Annotated in this window: 22 protein-coding genes, 1 tRNA gene and 1 pseudogene; 21 read left to right on the top strand and 3 right to left on the bottom strand. The window is 45.3% G+C overall.

What is annotated here, in order from left to right:
• Positions 1–25 precede the first annotated feature (25 nt).
• From CELL2_RS00445 to yqeH, 10 genes are read left to right on the top strand one after another with little or no spacing between them, the layout of a single operon-like run.
• A complete protein-coding gene (locus tag CELL2_RS00445; protein WP_255327266.1) occupies positions 26–1,060 on the top strand; it encodes an FtsW/RodA/SpoVE family cell cycle protein in 1,035 nt (344 codons plus the stop codon).
• Between the two features lie 48 nt (positions 1,061–1,108).
• A complete protein-coding gene (locus CELL2_RS00440) occupies positions 1,109–1,762 on the top strand; it encodes a hypothetical protein (protein ID WP_038033986.1) in 654 nt (217 codons plus the stop codon).
• 16 nt (positions 1,763–1,778) lie between these two features.
• On the top strand, positions 1,779–3,149 hold the full coding sequence (locus CELL2_RS00435; RefSeq protein WP_038033989.1) for a PEGA domain-containing protein: 1,371 nt from the start codon (positions 1,779–1,781) through the stop codon (positions 3,147–3,149).
• Between the two features lie 38 nt (positions 3,150–3,187).
• Positions 3,188–3,949, top strand: coding sequence for a response regulator (locus CELL2_RS00430; RefSeq protein ID WP_012895812.1), 762 nt, complete (start codon positions 3,188–3,190; stop codon positions 3,947–3,949).
• The gene (ftcD, locus tag CELL2_RS00425; protein WP_012310313.1) at positions 3,946–4,860 is read left to right on the top strand and encodes a glutamate formimidoyltransferase; all 915 of its coding nucleotides are present in this window, start codon (positions 3,946–3,948) and stop codon (positions 4,858–4,860) included. The genes CELL2_RS00430 and ftcD overlap by 4 nt, the downstream gene beginning before the upstream one ends.
• The gene (locus CELL2_RS00420) at positions 4,857–5,312 is read left to right on the top strand and encodes a 23S rRNA (pseudouridine(1915)-N(3))-methyltransferase RlmH (protein ID WP_038033993.1); all 456 of its coding nucleotides are present in this window, start codon (positions 4,857–4,859) and stop codon (positions 5,310–5,312) included. The genes ftcD and CELL2_RS00420 overlap by 4 nt, the downstream gene beginning before the upstream one ends.
• A gap of 16 nt (positions 5,313–5,328) precedes the next feature.
• On the top strand, positions 5,329–6,696 hold the full coding sequence (locus CELL2_RS00415) for a hemolysin family protein (protein ID WP_038033995.1): 1,368 nt from the start codon (positions 5,329–5,331) through the stop codon (positions 6,694–6,696).
• Positions 6,635–7,033 (top strand): cytidine deaminase, encoded by a 399-nt coding sequence (gene cdd / locus CELL2_RS00410; protein WP_012310311.1) that lies wholly within the window; start codon positions 6,635–6,637, stop codon positions 7,031–7,033. Before CELL2_RS00415 ends, cdd begins: the two co-directional genes overlap by 62 nt.
• Complete coding sequence (era, locus tag CELL2_RS00405) at positions 7,029–7,925, top strand: GTPase Era (RefSeq protein WP_193325879.1); 897 nt, start codon at positions 7,029–7,031, stop codon at positions 7,923–7,925. Before cdd ends, era begins: the two co-directional genes overlap by 5 nt.
• Positions 7,926–7,936: 11 nt before the next feature.
• Positions 7,937–9,028 (top strand): ribosome biogenesis GTPase YqeH, encoded by a 1,092-nt coding sequence (gene yqeH / locus CELL2_RS00400; RefSeq protein ID WP_038033998.1) that lies wholly within the window; start codon positions 7,937–7,939, stop codon positions 9,026–9,028.
• On the opposite strand, the gene dnaJ is transcribed toward yqeH, so the two are convergent.
• From dnaJ to hrcA, 3 genes are read right to left on the bottom strand one after another with little or no spacing between them, the layout of a single operon-like run.
• Positions 9,025–10,134, bottom strand: coding sequence for a molecular chaperone DnaJ (gene dnaJ, locus CELL2_RS00395; protein WP_012895805.1), 1,110 nt, complete (start codon positions 10,132–10,134; stop codon positions 9,025–9,027). The genes yqeH and dnaJ overlap by 4 nt on opposite strands.
• A 6-nt stretch (positions 10,135–10,140) precedes the next feature.
• Entirely contained in the window at positions 10,141–10,659 is a 519-nt protein-coding gene (locus CELL2_RS00390) for a nucleotide exchange factor GrpE (RefSeq protein ID WP_012895804.1), read from the bottom strand.
• A 4-nt stretch (positions 10,660–10,663) separates the two neighbouring features.
• The gene (gene hrcA, locus CELL2_RS00385; protein ID WP_038034000.1) at positions 10,664–11,680 is read right to left on the bottom strand and encodes a heat-inducible transcriptional repressor HrcA; all 1,017 of its coding nucleotides are present in this window, start codon (positions 11,678–11,680) and stop codon (positions 10,664–10,666) included.
• A 128-nt stretch (positions 11,681–11,808) separates the two neighbouring features.
• On the opposite strand from hrcA, the gene CELL2_RS00380 reads away from it, so the two are divergent.
• The 11 genes and pseudogenes from CELL2_RS00380 to secF all read left to right on the top strand — a co-directional run bounded on the left by CELL2_RS00380 (position 11,809) and on the right by secF (position 20,620).
• Positions 11,809–11,895 (top strand) — tRNA-Leu (locus tag CELL2_RS00380).
• Between the two features lie 53 nt (positions 11,896–11,948).
• Positions 11,949–12,957 (top strand): annotated as a pseudogene (locus CELL2_RS00375) (L-threonylcarbamoyladenylate synthase).
• Positions 12,958–12,964: 7 nt separating this feature from the next.
• Positions 12,965–14,443 carry a cell wall metabolism sensor histidine kinase WalK gene (locus tag CELL2_RS00370; protein ID WP_038034003.1) on the top strand — a complete coding sequence of 493 codons (1,479 nt, stop codon included), beginning with the start codon at positions 12,965–12,967 and terminating at the stop codon, positions 14,441–14,443.
• Positions 14,412–15,269: an HDOD domain-containing protein gene (locus CELL2_RS00365; RefSeq protein WP_038034005.1), complete on the top strand. Its 858-nt coding sequence runs from the start codon at positions 14,412–14,414 to the stop codon at positions 15,267–15,269. Before CELL2_RS00370 ends, CELL2_RS00365 begins: the two co-directional genes overlap by 32 nt.
• 12 nt (positions 15,270–15,281) lie before the next feature.
• Positions 15,282–15,677 (top strand): 30S ribosome-binding factor RbfA, encoded by a 396-nt coding sequence (gene rbfA / locus CELL2_RS00360; RefSeq protein WP_011942775.1) that lies wholly within the window; start codon positions 15,282–15,284, stop codon positions 15,675–15,677.
• A complete protein-coding gene (gene truB / locus CELL2_RS00355) occupies positions 15,674–16,603 on the top strand; it encodes a tRNA pseudouridine(55) synthase TruB (protein WP_038034007.1) in 930 nt (309 codons plus the stop codon). Before rbfA ends, truB begins: the two co-directional genes overlap by 4 nt.
• A gap of 5 nt (positions 16,604–16,608) precedes the next feature.
• On the top strand, positions 16,609–17,490 hold the full coding sequence (ribF, locus tag CELL2_RS00350; RefSeq protein WP_038034015.1) for a riboflavin biosynthesis protein RibF: 882 nt from the start codon (positions 16,609–16,611) through the stop codon (positions 17,488–17,490).
• Positions 17,491–17,497: 7 nt separating this feature from the next.
• A complete protein-coding gene (locus CELL2_RS00345; RefSeq protein WP_011942772.1) occupies positions 17,498–17,998 on the top strand; it encodes an ECF transporter S component in 501 nt (166 codons plus the stop codon).
• Positions 17,991–18,341 (top strand): preprotein translocase subunit YajC, encoded by a 351-nt coding sequence (gene yajC / locus CELL2_RS00340; protein WP_038034020.1) that lies wholly within the window; start codon positions 17,991–17,993, stop codon positions 18,339–18,341. Before CELL2_RS00345 ends, yajC begins: the two co-directional genes overlap by 8 nt.
• 3 nt (positions 18,342–18,344) lie before the next feature.
• A complete protein-coding gene (secD, locus tag CELL2_RS00335; RefSeq protein ID WP_038034022.1) occupies positions 18,345–19,742 on the top strand; it encodes a protein translocase subunit SecD in 1,398 nt (465 codons plus the stop codon).
• Positions 19,739–20,620 carry a protein translocase subunit SecF gene (secF, locus tag CELL2_RS00330; RefSeq protein ID WP_038034024.1) on the top strand — a complete coding sequence of 294 codons (882 nt, stop codon included), beginning with the start codon at positions 19,739–19,741 and terminating at the stop codon, positions 20,618–20,620. Before secD ends, secF begins: the two co-directional genes overlap by 4 nt.
• The last annotated feature ends 14 nt before the right edge of the window (positions 20,621–20,634 follow it).

The raw sequence follows: 20,634 nt of genomic DNA, 5'->3' as shown, positions 1-20,634 counted from the left end.
CGAGAACAAAAGAATAGACTGGATCATTGTTGTTCTTGTGTCCATCTTGATGTTGTTTGGACTTGCAACTTTGAGAAGCGCAACTTACGGAGAAAACGAACAGCTTTTCACGAGGCAGATTGTGTGGGATATAGCCGGTTTTTCGTTGATGTTTCTGGTTTTGTTCATCAAGGACAGAACGATAAGGAATTTTTCGATCATTCTCTACGTTTTCTCTGTTGTTTTACTGGCAGTCCTTCTTGTGAAAGGAACACCCATCGGTGGTTCAAAGAGATGGTTCAGAGTGATGGGATTCAGTTTCCAGCCCTCAGACTTTGCAAAGCTTTCGCTCATCGTTCTGCTCCCTTATCTTCTGGAGAAGAAGTGGTTTTGGAGAAGTTTTTTCTTCACAGTCGTCCCCGCTGTTCTCATATTTCTGGAACCCGATCTTGGCACCACGCTTTCTGTGGGATTGATCTGGTTGTTTGCGGTTCTGGCTTCGAATGTGAATAAGAAGCCCCTTGTGATTCTGTTGATATTTGCCCTTGTGTTTCTTCCTGTCTTCTTTTTCTTTGGGCTTAAAGAGTATCAAAGAGCGAGGATACTTTCTTTTCTCAATCCGGAAAAGTACGGCGAGAGTTACTCCTACAACGTTCTGCAGTCGATTCACGCAATCGGAGCCGGTGGACTCTTTGGAGCAGGATACATGAAAGGAAAAGCGAACCTTATGGGATACGTTCCTGTTTCATACACTGATTTCATCGTATCGGTGATCGGTGAGGAATTCGGATTCATCGGAATAGTCTTTTTGCTTTCGCTTTTCGGTCTTCTGTTCTTCGAGGTTTCCAGGTGGATCCTGAACGTGAAAGACGAATACTGGGAAATACTGATGGTTTCTGCGTGTGGGCTGATATGGTTCCACGTCTTCGAAAACGTCTCGATGAACCTGGGACTCCTTCCAGTCACTGGTGTTCCTCTTCCATTCATCAGCTATGGAGGAACCTCCACACTTGTGTTTTCCACTCTCATCGGACTCATTCTCAAAGGGATTGCACTGGCAAGAGTGGAAAAGAAATTTTGAGAACTCTCTTCTTTACTTGAAAGTCTTAGATTTGAGGGGGTGAAGAAAATGAAGAGATTTTTTCCCTTTCTGGGGTTGATTCTTCTGATTTTGACAGCTTGTCTGCCACCACTTGAGGAAAGACACGAGTTCATCGTCGAAGTGGTTGGGAATGAGTACCTTGATGATGTGATGGATTGGTATCAACCATCCTATGGTGATTATCTTGTTCAGGAACACCCTGTGATTGTACTCTACTATCCGGATGGAAGTTATGCTTACAGTGAAAGGGCGGCATTCTATGAGCAAAACAACGACTTCGTCGCGGCTGCGGGGGAGATCGTTGATACGGCAGATCTTAAAGATGACTTGAACCAGATCTGGAGCAGTTACTATCCAATTTACGACGTGGATGTGTGGTGGCAGGCAGATCAGGGAGAATGGCAGGCAAGGGTGAAAGATTTGACGAAAGATGTTAAAATCACGAAGTTTTTTGTGGTAACTTTCAAAAAAGTCGGTAATTACTGTGAAGTAGTAGATGTAAAAGATGAAGATGAAGATGAAAGCGAAATATACTGTGATGATAAAGGAGTTTATCACCTTGGTCCTTTAAGCGGTGTTGATGGTTTTGTCGCTTTCGTTCAGGAAGCTCCTTCTAATCGAACTCTTGTGCCTGTATCAAACACAAAGATCCTCGGTGCGGAAGTCAGATGGATAAAATAACAAGGAGGTGTGACCCATGAGGAGATATGTGTTTCTTCTTCTGATTCTTGTCTCGATGGTGGCTTTCTCTTTCGACGCAAAGAGCATCATCATAGTACCCGAGAGACCCTACTTCACGGTGGATGTGTGGCTCAACAAACCGGAAGGATCCGTCTATGAAGTGGGAGAGAGGATGGAGATCTTCGTCAAATCTTCCAGAGACGCGTACATACTCGTCTACGACATCAACGCACAGGGTAAGGTGACTCTCATTTTCCCGAACAAATACGAAAGCGACAATTTCGTCAGGGCAAATGAGATAAAAAAGATTCCTTCGAAATCCACCTACTCTCTCAGAGTTTCACCACCGTATGGAAAAGAGTACATTCAGGTGATCGCAAGCACCAGACCGATACCGATTTTCAACCAGCTGAAAGAACTCGGAACCGCTCAAGCCTTTCCAACGCTGTCTGACAACGTCGAAGAATACGTTCAAAATAAATTGAAACCCTATCTCACGGGTGAATGGGTCTCCGATCTCACTTATTTCTACGTGGGAAGAGCCCCCGCGTTCGGAACGCTGATCGTTGACTCGACACCTCCAGGAATGACTGTCTATATTGATGGTTCTTACAAAGGAAAGACACCGGTCACGGTATCAGTGGACGAAGGAACACACTACGTGACGGTGTATTTTGAAAACTACACGTTCTACAAGGAAGTCTATGTGGGAAGAGATCAGACGGTGAAGGTGATAGCCACTTTGCCTCTCGCTCAACTCTCTCTCAGTTCAAGCCCGAGCGGTGCGAGCGTCTATCTGAACGGAGTCTATCAAGGAAAGACTCCTCTGACGTTGAACCTTTCTCCTGGAAATTACACTGTCACGTTCAGAAAAGAAGGGTACCGCGAGGAGACCCGAAACATAACACTCAGCGCGGGAGAAACCAGATCCGTGTATGTCACGCTGAAACCAGCACAGTCTTCTTTGAAACTGAGAACAGATCCTTCTGGTGTCGACGTCTATATCGACGGAAGATACGTGGGAACGACCGATCAGAACGGTTTGAATCTCATTCTTGATCCTGGAACGTACGAGATAAAACTGGAAAAAGAAGGGTACGAAACAGATCGCTTCACGGTGAATTTCGGACCAGGAGAAGAAAAGGAGATTTTCAGAAAACTGGAGAAGAGAGTGGTCTTTTCAGAGGTTAGAATAGAGACCGATCCATCGAGAGCTACGATATACCTAAACGGGTACTACCACGGTGAAACACCCATCACTCTATACATCCAGGCAGGAACCTACGAGATCACGATCGTGAAACCCGGTTACAGAACGATCGTGAAAACCATCACTTTTGACGATGAAGAAGAATACTTCAAGTTCATCATGAACAGGATAGAGTGATCGATGTTAAAATTAATGGTAATAAGGAGGAGTTCACGGTGACTCCAACGGTTATGGTAGTGGATGAATCCAGAATCACCTTCCTTGCCGTCAAAAATGCCCTTGGAAAAGACGGTTTCAATGTGATTTGGGCAAAAAACGAGCAGGAAGCGTTCACGCTCCTTCGCCGCGAAAAGATCGATCTCGTGTTCGTAGATGTGTTCGAAGGTGAAGAGAGCCTGAATTTGATAAGAAGAATACGTGAAGAGTTTCCCGACACGAAGGTCGCGGTTCTGAGCGCCTACGTTGACAAAGATCTAATTATTAATTCGGTGAGAGCGGGTGCGATTGACTACATTCTCAAACCCTTCAAGCTCGATTATCTCTTGGAAAGAGTCAAAAAAATCATTTCTTCCGCACCCAGGCTCACCGTTTCTCTCAAGAAAAATATCGAGGATCTTGAGATCACCCTCAAGTTCGAAGATATCGTGAGAAAAGAAATAAAGCGTTCCAACAGGACAGGTTCTCGTTTCTGCGTCATGTACGTTAAGTTCGAAGATATCATGAGAGACTACGAGACTATCAAGAAATTCTTCAGGGAAACAGATTACATCCTACCCATCTCTGCCAGCGAATACCTGTTTGTACTGACACTGACGGGAAAACACGGAATAGAGGCCGTTACAAAGAGGATGAAAGAGAAACTTTCCGAACGTTTCAGCTACACGTACGTGTGTTACCCGGACGATGGTAAAACCTATGAGGAAATCATTTTAACTCTGAAAGATAGAATGTCCAAACCAAGGGGGAATGAGAGTTGAAACTGATAGAATCGGTACCAAACTTCAGTGAAGGGAGAAGAAAGGAAGTAGTTGAAAAGATCGTCGCGGAAGCGAAAAAATACGACAGGGTATGGGTACTCGACTGGTCAATGGATGCGGACCACAACAGATCGGTGGTAACGCTCGTGGGAGAACCGGAGAACCTCATAAACGCTCTCTTCGATATGACGAAAAAGGCGGCCGAACTCATCGATTTGAGAAATCACACAGGCCAGCATCCCAGAATGGGTGCAGCGGACGTCATACCACTTGTGCCCCTCTACAACACGACCATGGAAGAGTGTGTGGAGTATTCGAAAATACTCGGACGCAGGATAGGAGAGGAACTGGGTATTCCCGTGTATCTTTATGAAAAATCTGCCACACGACCTGAAAGACAAAATCTTGCAGATATCAGAAGGGGAGAGTTCGAAGGCTTTTTCGAGAAAATAAAAGATCCCCTGTGGAAGCCCGACTTCGGCCCCGACCGCGTACATCCCACAGCGGGTGTGACGGCGGTTGGTGCGCGTGAATTTCTCATAGCTTTCAACGTGAACCTTGGAACGCGGGATGTGAAGATAGCCGAAAAAATAGCCAGGGCAATCAGATTCTCCAGCGGAGGGCTCAGATACGTCAAAGCGATAGGTGTTGATTTGAAAGGAAAGGGAGTTGTCCAGGTTTCTATCAACATAACAGATCACAAAAGAACACCTCTCTATCGAGTTTTTGAACTCATAAAGATGGAAGCCGAACGATACGGGGTACCGGTTCTGGGATCGGAGATAGTGGGACTTTTCCCGCTTGAATCTCTGCTGAAGACGGTTTCTTACTACCTGAGAACGGACCTCAACGCTAAAAAGGTCATAGAATCCAGTCTTCTGGAAATACTCGTTAGAGAGAGTGAGAAATGAGAGTAAGAATAGCGGTGGTTGGGAAACTGGACGGTTTTATCAAAGAAGGTATAAAGCACTACGAAAAGTTCTTGAGACGATTTTGTAAGCTTGAAGTTCTCGAAATAAAGCGAGTTCACAGAGGAAGCATCGAAGAAATCGTCAGGAAGGAAACAGAGGATCTGGCAAACAGGATTCTCCTCGGAAGTTTTGTTATGGTCATGGATAGGAGAGGGGAGGAAGTTTCTTCAGAGGAGTTTGCCGACTTTCTCAAAGATCTGGAAATGAAGGGAAAGGATATAACGATCCTGATAGGTGGGCCCCATGGGTTGAATGAGGAGATCTTCGCGAAGGCCCACCGTGTTTTTTCATTATCGAAGATGACCTTTACACATGGAATGACCGTTTTGATAGTGCTGGAGCAGATATTCAGAGCGTTTAAAATAATCCATGGGGAAAACTATCACTATTGATGGAGGTGGAACAGAAGTGGAAGATCCTGTCAGTAGTGCTTTGACTCTTGGACTGGAGTCACTGCTGCTGGTCATCTTGATTTACCTGTCGAACTTTTTCTCTTCTTCGGAGACTGCGCTCACCCTCATGAGCAAGGTCAAGATCAAAGAGTTTCTGGAGGAAAAAGAGGAAAACTCTGAAAAAGCAAGTTACATACACCTGTTCAACAAGTATCTCACTACGATTCTCATAAGTAACAACCTCGTCAATCTCCTTGCATCCTCTATCTCCACTCTTATCTTCTTGAATCTGCTCAGAAACATGAGCGAAGAGTTCGTGGCGGTTGTGTCTACTCTCTTCATCACCACCATCCTTCTCATCTTCGGTGAGATCACCCCAAAGGTCCTGGCACGATCAGATCCAGAACGCGTGTTCCGCAGATCGATAGGAACCATCAGATTCCTCACCCGTGTTCTGGATCCCATAGGAAGGTTACTCGTGAAAATAGCAGACGGCATCATTTCCCTGAGACATGGAAAAAAGGTCTCCGAAGATCTGTTCATAACCGAGGAGGATATCGTTTCCATTGTTCAGGTCGGAGGGGAAATGGGTGTCATAGAGGAAGAAGAAGAAAGGATCATCAAGCGCGCTTTCGAGATGAAACAGATAGCCGTGAAAGAAATCATGACACCGCGGGTTGACATAGTGGCGATAGAGGAGAATCAAACGGTGAAAGACCTTATCGAACTGGTTGAAGACGAAGGGTACTCCAGAATACCCGTTTATAAAGAAACCATAGACAACATCGTGGGTATCTGCTACGCTAAGGACGTGCTTTCGATTCTGGCTGCAAAAGATTGCGAAGAAGTGAAAAGTATGAAGGTGAAGGATATTATGAGAGAAGCCCTGTACGTTCCCGAGACGATGAACATAGATGAACTCCTTAAGATCCTCAAAGCCAGGAAGATTCATATAGCGATCGTTGTGGATGAGTACGGAGGAACGGCCGGTATCGTAACACTTGAAGACATCATCGAAGAACTCTTTGGAAACATAATGGACGAGTACGACTACGATGAGATCTCTGGTATAAGAAAGATCGATGAGAGGACTTACATAGTGGATGGTGCCACACCGATAAACGACATCGAAATGGAGTTGCGCGTTCAATTTCCAGAGACAGAGTACGAAACGATAGCGGGATATCTGCTCGAGCACTTCAAAAGGATACCGAATGTTGGAGAAGAAGCGGTGATCGGAAATCTGTACTTCAAAATACTCGCTGTCGGAAAAAACAGAATAGAGAAAGTCATGATAAAGATACTTGGGAGGGAAGAGATCAATGGTGGATCCGGAGAAACTGGTGAAAATGGCTCTGGAAGCCAGGAAAAAGGCGTACGCTAAGTACTCAGGTTTCAGAGTCGGTGCCGCTTTGCTCACAAAGAGCGGAAAGATATACACGGGGGTGAATGTGGAGAATTCTTCTTATGGTCTTACGATCTGCGCTGAAAGGGTAGCCGTTTTCAAGGCCGTTTCTGAAGGAGAAAGAGAATTCGCTGCAATAGCGATAGCGTCGGATTCTCCAGACAAGACTGTTCCCTGCGGTGCTTGCAGGCAGGTTCTCTACGAATTTTCCGACGATCTGGATGTGATAATTGCGGATAGAGACGGAAATTTTGAAGTTGTGAAATTGAAAGATCTTCTACCAAGAGGGTTCAGGTTGGGAGGTGGTGAGCATTAAATCGGGTTTTGTCGCTCTGGCAGGAAAGCCGAATGTGGGGAAATCGACCTTCATAAATGTTGTTATGGGAAGAAAAGTAGTGATCGTTTCAGACAAACCTCAAACTACTAGGAACAGGATAAACTGCATCTACACGGACAAAGATAGTCAGATCATATTTGTGGACACTCCCGGTATCCACAAGCCTCTTCACAGGCTTGGAGAGTACATGGTGAAGGCTGCTGTTCAGGCTCTCAAAGGGGTGGATCTCATACTATTCATGCTGGATGCGGCGGATGGATTTACGAAGACAGACGAACACGTTGCGGAGATCGTGAACGAGTCTGGAACCAAAACTATCATTGCTGTGAACAAGATCGACGTGGCGGGTGAAGAGAAGGCGAAAGCGGTGGGACAACTCGCAAAAAGTATGGTGGAGAACGTTGTGTCTGTCCATTACATATCCGCTCTGAAAGGTGAGGGTGTCTTCGAAGTTCTGGAGAAAATAAAAGAAGAACTACCGGAAGGGCCACAGTATTACCCCGAGGACATGGTAACAGATCGCCCTCTCTCTTTCATGGCCGCTGAAATCATAAGGGAGAAGATCTTTCATCTCACGAGACAGGAGGTACCTCATTCTACGGCCGTGGTGATCGAGGAAATAAAGGATAGACCAAATGGTGTCCTCTACATACGGGCGAACATATACGTGGAACGCGACTCTCAGAAGGGAATTCTCATAGGAAAGAACGGCAGCATGATAAAGAAAATTGGAACGCTCGCCCGTGAAGAACTGGAGTTTCTCGTGGGAAGAAAGGTTTATCTCGACTTGAACGTCAAAGTAAAAGAAAAGTGGAGAGAAAAGGACTTCATCATACTTCAAGAAATAGGCTTGAAAGACGACATAAAATGAGGTGAGGATCGATGAAATGTCCTGGATGTGGAGCAGCCATTCAGTTCGATGACCCGAAAAAACCGGGGTACATCCCGCGTGAGGTCTACGAAAGAAGGCTCGAAGAAGGAAAGGAGATACTCTGTCAGAGATGCTTCCGAATGAAACATTACGGCAAACTGGAACCAGTTGAATTCGATTGGGATTTCAAAAACCAGTTGAAGTCGTACCTTGGAGGATTCGATGTGGTGGTCTGGGTGATCGATATTTTCGATTTCGAAGGAACCTACAGGGAGGATATAGTAGAAATTCTGGAAGGAAAAAGGGTTGTCTACGCCATAAACAAGATCGATCTTCTGCCAAAGGCTATTACGGTGAAGGAAATCAAAGAGTGGGTGAAGAAGAGGATAAAAGTGAAAAACACAGATGATATAAGGATCGTCAGCGCTGAAAAGAATTTCGGTCTGAATTCGCTTGTGAAGTATCTTTCACGGTTGACCGACAAAGCACTGGTGGTGGGAGTAACGAACGTAGGAAAATCTTCTCTACTAAACAAGATCTGCACCCATGAGAACACCATAAGTCCCTTTCCAGGGACAACTCTAGGTATTCTCAGAAGAAAGGTAAAAGAAGCGAATCTGTATCTCTACGATACCCCAGGTATCATGACAAGCGATAGGATTCTCGATCTTTTGGATCCTGAGTGTCAAAAAAGAGTTCTACCAAAGGAAGAACTCTCCAGGAAAACCTTCAAACCGGATAATGGAAGAACCATCTTCATGGGGGGACTGTGCCGATTCGATATCCATTTTGAAACAGAAAAGAAACCGATCTTTCTGCTTTTCTCCTCTAAAGAAGTAACCTTCCATGAAACGAGGAGGGAAAGAGCAGATGAGCTCATGAGAAACAGACTGGGAGATCTGCTAATTCCTCCATGCTCTAAAACAAAATTTGAAAATTTTAAGTGGAAGAGAGAAACCTTTACGTTGAAAGAAGGAGAAGAACTGGCGGTGGCGGGACTGGGATGGATGAGTGTCCGAAGAGGACCTTTCACCGTCGAAGTCACGGTCCCGGATAGCGTGAAGCTCGTTGTAAGAGAAGCACTCGTCAATCCCAAACGCTAACCGATCGTGACTCCGCGTTTTTTCGCCAGTTCTTCGAGGACTTTTCTTTCCTCTCTGGAGAGACTCTTTGGTATCTCAACGTGCACGTTCACGATGAGATCTCCGCGCCTTCCATACCTGTTTGGAAGGCCTTTTCCCTTCAACCTGAAGACGGTTTCCGGCTGAGTTCCCGGAGGAATCTTCAACATCGTCGTACCGCCTTCTGGAAGAGGAACTTCAACGGTTGTTCCCAAGATAGCCTGAAGGTAGTCTATTGTGACATCGTACACGAGATCTGAACCGGATTTTTTGAATCTAGGATCTGGTTTCACGCGGACGATGACTATCAGATCACCGTAAGGTCCGCCGTAATATCCAGCATTTCCACCGCCAGTGATTCTAAGCTGGGTTCCATCTTCCACATTTGGCGGTATTTTCACCGTTTTCCTGACCTTTCTGAGAACTCTGCCGCTTCCACCACACTCGTGGCAGTATTCCCGTGGAATCTTCCCTGTGCCGCCACATCTCTCACAAGTTCTCTCACTGACGAAGTAACCAAAGAACGATCTTCGTTCTTCTCTGATCCTTCCCGTTCCACCACAACTTGGACAGTTTATGTATCCGGCATTGGGTTCCACGCCTGTTCCGCCACACCTTGGACAGGTTTCGTACCTTTCGTATTCCACGGGTATCTCCGCTCCGTTGATCAAATCGGAGAGAGTTACTTCTATTTCGTACCTTATATCTTCGCCTCTTCGGGCGTATTCTCTTCTTTCTTCCTGGTGCGGTCTTTCCCCAAAGAAAACGTCGAATATGTCTCTGTTGAAGATGTTTTCAAACTCTCTGAATATATCATCGAAGAAGCCACCAGATTCTGTTTCCTGATACGTGGGCTGTTCTCCTACGTACCCGAAACGATCGTACATGGCCCTCTTCTGTGGATCGCTGAGGACCTCGTAGGCCTCCTGAATTTCCTTAAAACGTTGTTCGGCTTCCTTTCTGTTTTCCGGATGCCGGTCTGGATGCCACTCTTTTACGAGTCTCTTGTAAGCCCTTTTTATTTCTTCCTGTGTGGCGTCTCTGGGAACACCGAGAATTTCGTAGTAGTCCTTTTTTTCACGTTTCATGAACCATCACTCCTTCTCGTCAGAAGGTTTTTCAACCTTCTCTGCTTCCTTCTTTCGTGGTTTCACTGCAACCTTCACTTTTGCGGGTTTCAAGACTTTCCCGTGGAATTTGTAACCACTCTCTACTACCTCAAGGACAGTGTATTCTTCCACGTCTTCTGTTTCTACTCTTTCAACTGCTTCGTGTTCAAAAGGATCGAATTTCTCTCCCACGTGGATCTTTGTAAGCCCCTCTTTTTCCAAGACGTTCAGGAGTTTTTTGTATATCATTTTCACGCCTTCATAGAAGGCGTCTCCCTTTTCTCCCTGATTCAATGCCCTTTCGAAATCATCGAGAACGGGAATGAGTTTCGATATGAGGTATTCATTCGCATTCTTTATCAATTCTCTTTTTTCACGGGCGACTTCCTCACGATAGTTTTCGTATTCAGCTTTCAGCCTTTTTGCATACTCTTCCAGTTCTTTGTATTTTTCTTTCAGTTCTTCACATTCTTGTGTGAGCTCCTTTTTCTCTTTTTCGCTCATCTTTTCACCTCCTGGAAGTTGAAGTGAAATACTCTGAAAGACGGTTCAGAATGTATTCAAACACCCTGTGATTTCTATCGTACTTCGTAACCTTCGACGTGAAGAAGTACACACTACCGATAGGAGATTCTCCTTTGAAGTATCTTCCTGAAAAAACAGCGAATTTCTCCAGATTTTTTCTGCCAATTTCCCTTCCTATCATGACGCTTATGCCTTCTCCAACTAAGCTCTCAAGAAATTTCTGATCTTTCACTTCTTCGAGAAGGTTTCTGATGTCCTCCAGAGTGAGAGTTTCATCCTTTAGAAGATTTTCAAGCCCCGCATCCAGATATCTTTCGACAGTCTCACCTATCAGAGATTCTATCAATCTGAGAAAGCCACTTCCTTTCAGGCTTTCTATTTTACCCATCAACACTTCTCCTATTGTCCTGCCTCTGAGGAGGAAGTTGAGCTGTCTTTCAATTTCTTCCCAGTTCAGTCGTTCCTGAGTTTTGATGGGGGTAACTCTGGAAACGCCGAACTCTGTCAGTATGGAAAAGATGAGGTAGTCCTCCGAAACAGGAATGAGCATCACTCTGAGTATTTTCAAATCTCTTGTGTTTGGTCTTTCTATGAGGACGTAACCCTGCGTCAATCGGGCTAGAAGATTTCCTGCGAGGAAGAGAATTTTTTCCGGATCGGCAAGAGGCACCGATTTGAAAGTCTCCACAGCGAGATCCGCTTCTGATGTCTCCTTTGAAATCTTCAGCATCTCTTCGTAGTAAAATCTCAGCCCCTTGTCAGTTGGAATCCTTCCAGCCGATTTGTGGGGCTGGTATATGTATCCAAGATACTCCAATTTTTTCATATCGTTTCTTATAGTGGCACTGCTGAACTCTATATTGCTCACTTCCAGAACTCTCTGTGAGCTCACAGGTTTTCTATTTTCTATGTACTCTCTCACGATGCAGTAGAGCACTTTTCTTTGACGATCGTTCAATTTTTTCGAAGCATCACTGTTCTTCCTGTTGAGTCTCCTCACGATTTAGCACTCCCTTCTTTTGAGTGCTAATTATAGTTTAGCACACATTTTAAAAGAATTCAAGAAGAAAGCGAAATTCTCTGATCTTGACTTTAAAAAGAAGAAACTGGTACTATATATATTGGAGGGCCGAGGTGGCGGAATGGCAGACGCGGCTGACTCAAAATCAGCTGGGGGATGACCCCGTGCGGGTTCAAGTCCCGCCCTCGGCACCACAAGGGGCTCCGAAGGGCCCCTTTATTTTGTATCATATCAGGAGGGAAAACCTGTGACCAAAGTGTTAAAGGTGGATCCCCTCTTCCCCAACGAGAAAGTTCTGAAAGAAGCAGTCGAACTTCTTCAAAACGGAGAAGTGATCATTTTCCCTACCGAAACCGTTTACGGAATAGGAGCGGACGCGTACAACGAAGAAGCCTGCAAGAAGATCTTCGAGCTGAAAGGAAGACCCGCTGACAATCCTCTCATTGTTCATATACATTCCTTAGAACAGCTGGAGGAAATCGCGGAAGGTTATGAACCTCATCTGGATTTTTTGAAAAAGTTCTGGCCGGGGCCGTTGACGGTTATTCTTCGAAAAAAATCCGAAAAGATACCTCCCGTGGTGACCGCTGGTCTTCCGACGGTGGCTGTGAGGATGCCAGCACATCCGGTGGCCCTGAAGTTGATAGAACTCTTTGGAAATCCTATAGCCGCTCCAAGCGCAAATATTTCGGGAAGACCCAGCGCTACGAACGTGAAACACGTCGTAGAAGACTTCATGGGCAAAGTTAAGCTGATAATCGACGCAGGGGATACCCCCTTCGGCTTGGAGTCCACCATTGTTGATCTCACAAAGGAAAAGCCTGTTCTTCTGAGGCCAGGGCCAGTGGAAGTTGAACGACTGAAAGAGCTCTTTCCGGGACTCGTTGTGCCCGATTTTGTACGAAAAGGAAATTTTGAAGGCAGACCGCTTGCACCGGGAATGAAATACCGACACTACGCTCCTTTAAAGCCTCTGATACTCGTAGAAGATTTGACGAAGATGGAGGAAGTATTGAAAAAGTATCCGGATCATGTGGTCATCTGTGTTCAAGAGAGAAAGGAACTGTACGACGACAGAATCGTTGTAGGATCTTTGAAAAAACCCTACAGTATCGCACAAAACATTTTTTTCTGCTCTGCGTGAGGCTGAAAAAATGGGGAAAGAGTATATAATTGTTGAGGGATTTGAAGAAAGGGGAATTCTATTTGCGGTGATGAATCGATTGAGAAAAGCGGCAACAGAAATTGTGAGGTGACTTTTCTTTGGAGGAAACAAAAGAAATAAAAGAACAAAACAACCGTCTGTTTTTACTCCTTTCAATAATGATAATGGAGTTTTCCAATGCGAAAACGGAAAACGATATTCTTCAGGGTCTTTTGAACCTGGTGAAAAAAGTTGTTGATATCAAAGAGGTGGTTCTCGTCGATGAAAACAAGAGAAAAATCTGGGGAAGAGACATCGATATAAAAAGATTCGAAGAGTTCATTGACTGGTCCATCAGACAATCCAACCCTGTCTTTGTGGAGGATGAATTCGGTTATGTTGGAATAGTCCCTGTTGTGAAACAGGACAGGATGTTTGGAAGCTTAATTGTGCTACTGAATCACCAGCCATCAATGGAAGAAACAGAGATTTTCAAAGTTCTTTCGTTTCTTTCGGCGATCGTTCTGGAAAACATAAAGTTGTACAGGGAGTTAGAAGAAACGTACAACTACGTGAACGTCATTCTTAACGGTCTTCCAGAGGGGATCTTCGTTTATTCGAATGGGGAAATAAAATTTCAGAATGAGAAGTTCAAAGAGGAGAATTTTCCAGATGAAGTTTTGAAGAAGGCCATTTCTCTGTCAGAAGAGGCAATATCTTTGCGAACACAAAGAGTGGGTGAAGTGATATCAGGGGAAGAATTCTTTTCCATCACCTCGATACCTCTTGCCCTCGGCAGTGAAATTCAGGCGCTGACGATCGTTGAAAACGTGACAGAATCAAAAGAACTCGAAAGACTGAAGCGAATAGACAGGATGAAAACGGAGTTCATAGCGAACATCTCGCACGAGCTCAGAACACCTTTAACGGCCATAAAAGCCTATGCGGAAACAGTTTACAACAGTCTGGAGGAACTGGATCTCAGCACCCTCAAGGAGTTCCTCGAGGTGATAATAGATCAAAGCAACCACCTCGAAAATCTCCTGAATGAGTTACTGGACTTTTCCAGGCTTGAAAGGAAATCCCTTCAAATAAACAGAGAAAAAGTTGATCTCTGTGATCTCGTAGAAAGTGCGGTGAACGCGATCAAAGAATTTGCTTCATCTCACAACGTGAATGTTCTCTTTGAGAGTAATGTTTCCTGCCCTGTGGAAGCTCATGTTGATCCAACAAGGATCAAGCAGGTGCTTTTGAATCTTCTCAACAACGGGGTGAAGTACTCAAAGAAAGATGCTCCTGATAAGTACGTGAAGGTGATCTTGGATGAGAAAGATGGCGGTGTTCTCATAATTGTAGAGGACAACGGTATAGGAATACCGGATCACGCAAAGGATAGGATATTCGAACAGTTTTACAGGGTGGATTCTTCGTTGACCTACGAAGTGCCTGGAACGGGACTCGGCCTTGCCATAACAAAAGAGATCGTGGAGCTTCACGGCGGCAGGATATGGGTGGAAAGTGAGGTGGGTAAGGGATCCAGATTCTTTGTGTGGATCCCAAAAGACCGTGCCGGCGAAGATAATAGACAAGATAATTGAAGAAATAGACAAGTTACCTTCACCAAACGTTGTTGTTCAAAGGATAATCGCCGTTTGTTCAAAGCCAGATGCGTCTTCTACTGAAGTGGCGAACACTCTCATGATGGACGCAAGCTTGAGTGCTAGGGTGTTGAAACTGGCCAACTCAGCCTATTATGGCGTTCCAAGAAAGATAACCACGTTGAGCGAAGCGGTCATGATCCTTGGCTTCAAAACGGTGAGAAATCTCGCCCTCAGTGTTTTCACTTACGATATGGTTTTCAAAAACAGTTCCTCTGGAATCGATCGTGAAAAGCTCTGGGAGCATTTCATAGCGAGTGCTATCGCTTCAGAAACCGTTGCAGAAACAATGGGCTATCCTCTCAAGGAAGAGATCTTCATAGCAGGACTCCTTCATGATCTGGGCAAGGTAGTTTATGATCTACTGTTCTCCGATATACTTGAAACGGAAGCCAAAATTGCTCAAAAGACGAAGAAAAACCTCATAGACATAGAAGAGGAGCTTGGAATTCCACCGCACTCCGAAGTGGGCGCAAAGTTGCTCAGGAAGTGGAATTTTCCAGATCTTCTCGTTTTGTCTGCGGAATTTCACCACAACGTCGCGGGCAACCCGAACGAACTCTTCGTCAACCAGGTTTCCATGGTCCACATTGGAGATGTGATAGCGAATCTCATGATGAAAGGGGCATCTCTTTCGTGGGGAGATCCAGAACTTTCTCCGTTTGCTCTGAATGTGCTGAAAGTGAAACCAAAAACTTTCTTGAGAATACTGGATAAATCCAAGGAGAAGTACAGCAAGGCTCAGGAATTCTTGCAGATAGATTAGGAGGTGGAAAGAATGAATCCAGCCTATAGAAAGGCCATGCTCGAATCGGAGATTCAAAAACTTTTGATGGAAGCACTTCAACAGCTGAGAGATCCCCGCTTGAAGAAAGATTTTGTCACTTTTTCCAGAGTGGAGTTATCAAAGGACAAAAGGTACGCAGACGTCTATGTCAGTTTTCTCGGAACACCGGAAGAACGAAAGGAAACGGTTGAAATATTGAACAGGGCGAAGGGTTTTTTCAGAACCTTTATCTCCAAAAATCTGAGGCTCTACGTTGCTCCGGAAATCCGCTTTTACGAGGACAAAGGCATAGAAGCGAGTGTAAAAGTTCACCAGCTGCTGGTTCAACTTGGATACGATCCTCTGAAGGACAAAGAAAAGAAAGAGGAGGATAAGGAAGAAGAGTGAAGCACGGAATCCTTGTAGCCTACAAACCTAAAGGACCCACATCGCACGATGTTGTGGACGAAGTGAGAAAAAAATTGAAGACGAGGAAAGTCGGACACGGTGGAACTCTCGATCCGTTCGCCTGTGGTGTTCTCATAATCGGTGTCAACCAAGGTACGAGAATTCTTGGGTTCTACAAAGATTTGAAAAAGGTGTACTGGGTAAGGATGAGGCTCGGTTTGATAACTGAGACCTTCGATATAACAGGCGAAGTTGTTGAGGAACGAGAATGCAATGCCACCGAAGAAGAAATAAGAGAAGCAATCTTTTCCTTTGTGGGAGAATACGACCAGGTTCCGCCCGCTTATTCTGCCAAGAAACACAAAGGCGAACGTCTCTACAAACTGGCGAGAGAGGGAAAGATCATAAATCTTCCTCCAAAGCGAGTGAAGATCTTCAAGATATGGGATGTGAATGTTGAGGGGAGAGACGTCTCTTTCAGAGCGGAAGTGTCTCCCGGCACCTACATAAGATCTCTCTGTATGGATATAGGTTACAAGCTCGGCTGTGGTGCCACCGCCGTTGAGCTCGTACGAGAGAGCGTGGGATCTTATACAATTGAGGAAAGTTTGAACGTATTCGAAGCCGCTCCTGAAGAGATTGAAAACAGGATCATACCACTCGAAAAATGCCTTGAGTGGCTGCCGCGTGTTGTCGTTCATCAGGAATCAACGAAAACGATTCTCAACGGTTCTCAAATACACCTTGAGATGCTCAAAGAATGGGACGGTTTCAAAAAGGGGGAAGTTGTCAGAGTATTCAACGAAGAGGGACAGTTACTTGCTCTGGCTGAAGCGGAAAGAAATTCTTCTTTTCTGGAAACCTTGAGAAAGCACGAAAGAAACGAGCGAGTTTTGACTCTCAGAAAGGTCTTTAACACGAGGTGAAAGGAATGGTTGTCAGCATCGGAGTTTTCGATGGAGTTCACATCGGGCATCAGGAGGTCTTGAGGACCATGAAGGAAATATCATTCTTCAAGAAGGACGATAGCCTGATCTACACCATATCCTATCCTCCCGAATATTTCTCGCCGAATTTTCCCGGTCTTCTCATGACGGTAGAAAGCAGGGTGGAGATGCTCTCTCGCTACGCCAGAACCGTTGTTCTGGATTTTTTCAGAATAAAGGATCTCACTCCAGAAAAGTTTGTCGAAAGGTATCTATCTGGAGTATCGGCTGTTGTTGTTGGAAGGGATTTCAGATTTGGCAAGAACGCGAGTGGAGACACGTCTTTTCTCAGAAAGAAAGGTGTGGAAGTCTATGAAATTGAAGATATCGTTGTTCAGGGAATAAGAGTGAGCAGTTCTCTGATCAGAGATCTCGTTCAGAAGGGAAGAGCAGAGGAAATACCTGTGTATCTTGGCAGATATTTCGAGATCGAAGGAATCGTCCACAGAGACAGGGAGTTTGGAAGAAAGTTGGGATTTCCAACCGCTAACATCGATAGAGGAAATGAAAAACTTGTAGATTTGAAAAGAGGAGTTTATCTGGTGAGAGTTCATTTTCCAGATGGAAAGAAAAAATTTGGTGTCATGAACGTGGGTTTCAGGCCCACCGTGGGTGATGCAAGAAACGTGAAGTACGAGGTGTACATCCTGGATTTCGAAGGCGATCTTTACGGAAAGAAGCTGAAACTGGAAGTGTTGAAATTCATGAGGGAAGAGAAGAAATTTGATTCAATCGAAGAGCTGAAGGCTGCTATTGACCAGGATGTGAAAAACGCCAGGAACATAATAGATGATATAATCAATTCGAAGTTCGAAAAAGAGGGGTGATATGCAGATGCGGAAGCTGACCTACACTGCCATGTGGCTCGCTGTTGGTGTAGCTCTTGCCTATCTTTTTCACCTGGTGAACCTCGGGAGAATGTTCTTGCCTCTTCACCTGGTAGCTATGCTCGCTGGAGCGACCTCTGGAGCCTTTGTGGGAGGAGTAACAGGTGCGGTACTTCCTATTCTTTCGTTTTTAACGATGGGAATGCCTCCATTTCCAATGTTTCTCTTTATGATACCTGAGGTGTTCACGTACGGTTTCGTTATGGGGGTTATGAAGAAAAACATATTCGTTAGAATCCTCATCGCTGTGGTTCTTGGAAGACTCGTTTACTCGGTTTCTTACTACGTTCTTGGGGCTCTCATTGGTATCAAGCTTCAGCCGTTAACCTCCATTTTGTTGAGTTTCACCACGGGTATTCCCGGTATCGTTCTTCAATTCATTTTGGTTCCACTGGTTTACAGACGGCTTCAATTGATATTTGAGAAGGGAGGAAAGGAGAATGCCTGAGATCATCTACGCAGCAGCTCCAGGTGCTTCGAACGGTACCACCACAACCACAACAGGTGGTGGCTGGGGAAGTCTCCTCTTCATGCTGATATTCTTCATAGCCATTTTTTACTTCATGATCATCCTTCCCCAGAGGAGAAGAGAAAAACAGTTCCAGCAGATGATAAGTCAGATGAAACGAGGAGACACGGTCGTCACAATCGGAGGAATTGTCGGGAAAGTCATCGATATCAAAAAAGACACCGTCAAGATCAAAACAGCAAATTCCACGGAACTCGAGATAACAAAAAGAGCTATTTCCACGGTTATAAAGGAGAGGTCACAGGAAAATCAGGAGGGATGATGAATGAGGGGAGACAGAGTAAGACTCGTAGTGGTTCTACTGGTACTGGCTGGCGCTCTGCTCGCCATCTTTTGGCCCAGTAAAGGAGGATGGACGTCCAATATTCGTCTTGGTTTGGATATAAAAGGTGGTGCAAGGATCGAATACATGGTTGAAGTTCTTCAGGAAACGGAAAATCCTTCCGATGTTGTGGATGACGTATGGACCGTGCTGAGAAACAGGCTCGATGCGGCTGGTTACACAGAAGCAGCTGTGAATAAAGTACTCCGGGATAACAAATACTACATAGTAGTGGAGATACCCGGGGCGACCGACACGGTCCAGGCGGAAAAGTTGATCGGATCGACGGGTGTCCTTTACTTTGCTCAGGTTCTCGATGAGTACCTCGGTGAAGATCCCAGCAAAGTACCTGAACTTTCCCTTGAAGCCAGAAGAGAGAACGCAGTATGGCTCAAAGGAAGAGATGGAAAGTGGTACCTCGTGAAAAAAGAGATAATGGGAAGGAAAGACCTGGTTCTTGAAGCTCCAAGAATCGTGTATGCAAGACCGGAAGTGGAGACAAGAACTGGAAGATACGGCTACAAGGTCTCTTTTGAGCTTTCAAAAGAGTATGTTGATGTGTTCAAGAGGATCACACAGGCGCTGTACGTTCCCGAGGGAACTTATGATCCAAAGAAGAGACTCGCTATAGTGCTCGACGATGTTGTTCAATTCGTTGGTCAAGTGGTTGCAATCATAACTGATGGGAAGGCAGAGATAACAGGTAATTTCTCACTGGAAGAAGCGAAACAGCTCGCTGCCATTCTAAGGAGTGGCGCGCTTCCCGCAAGGCTCGTAAAAACCTCTTCGGGATGGGTTGCACCGCTCCTCGGGCGTGATGTGATCGATGCTTCCTTGAAAGCAGGAATAATCGGACTAATACTCGTTCTCGTTTACATGATCATCTACTACAGAGCGATGGGAATAGTCGCCGATCTTGCACTCATTTACAACACCGTACTACTTCTTGGTGTGATGGCAGCCGGCAAATTCATTCTCACCCTCCCTGGAATAGCGGGTATCATCCTCACTATAGGAACGACCGTCGATGGAAACGTGATCATATATGAGAGGATAAAAGAAGAGATGAGGCTGGGTAAACCTGTTAAAACTTCCATAGCGGCTGGTTTCGACAGATCGCTTTCGACGATACTCGACGCGAACATCACGACGATACTCACAGGTCTCATTCTCTACTATTTTGGCACAGGAACCATCAAAGGCTTTGCCATCACTCTGATCATCGGTGTACTTGGAAGTATCTTTGTGAATCTGGTATTCAGCCGTCTGCTTCTCGATGCACTTGCGCGCTTCATCAAGCCGCTCAGAGTCAATGAGGTGCAGGGAGGGACCGGGCAATGAGAAAAGAAATTGATTTCATGGGAAAGTCGAAGATCTTCATTACGATCTCGCTGATACTGATAGCGGTATCCATCGTTTCCATATTTACAAGAGGATTCAACTTCGGAGTGGAATTCACCGGTGGTTCCGAAATCATAGTGAGATTTGAAGACAAACAGGTCACGGAAAGCGACATAAGGGCCGCTATTTCTCAAATCTCTGAGGAATTTGCAAACGCGAGAATAGTAGAAGTTCGTTCCGCGGGAGATCCTTCAAACGTTCAGAAGTACTCCATTATCGTTCCGAAAACTTACGAACCGGATGAAAAGCAGAAAATTCAGGAAGAGATGGAAAAGCTCCTTTCTGGCAAGGTGGTGTCCTTCAATGAGATCAGTGGAACGGCAGCCGAAGAGATCAGAAGGGGAACGTGGACAGCGATTCTGGTGGCTCTTGTTGCGCTTCTCATCTACATAACTATCAGGTTCAGATTCATCTTTGGAGTCGCCGCTGTTGTGGCTCTGATACACGATGTGCTCATCACCATGGGATTCTTCTCGCTGTTCGGCTACGAGATAAACGTCGCGGCGGTGGCAGCGTTTCTCACACTACTCGGTTACTCTCTCAACGACACGATCGTTCTTTCAGACAGGATCAGGGAGAACATGAGAAGATATCGCGGAAGGAACATGGTGAACATCGTGAACATGAGTATAAATCAGGTGCTCGCCAGAACGATAAACACCTCTCTCACCACGTTCTTCGTCGTTTTTGTTCTTCTTCTGTTTGCTGGAAACGCCGTCAAACCCTTCGCTTTCGGAATGACGGTGGGTACGATTGTGGGAACGTATTCCTCGCTTTACATTGCCTCGCCTATCATCGTGAAATGGACAAAACAATAAGAGGGGCTCAAAGC

The sequence above is a fragment of the Thermotoga sp. Cell2 genome, assembly GCF_000789375.1.
GTDB classification, from domain to species: Bacteria; Thermotogota; Thermotogae; order Thermotogales; family Thermotogaceae; genus Thermotoga; species Thermotoga petrophila.
The sequence above is the reverse complement of the archived record's forward strand: the minus strand, read 5'-3'. Positions and strand labels throughout refer to the sequence as shown.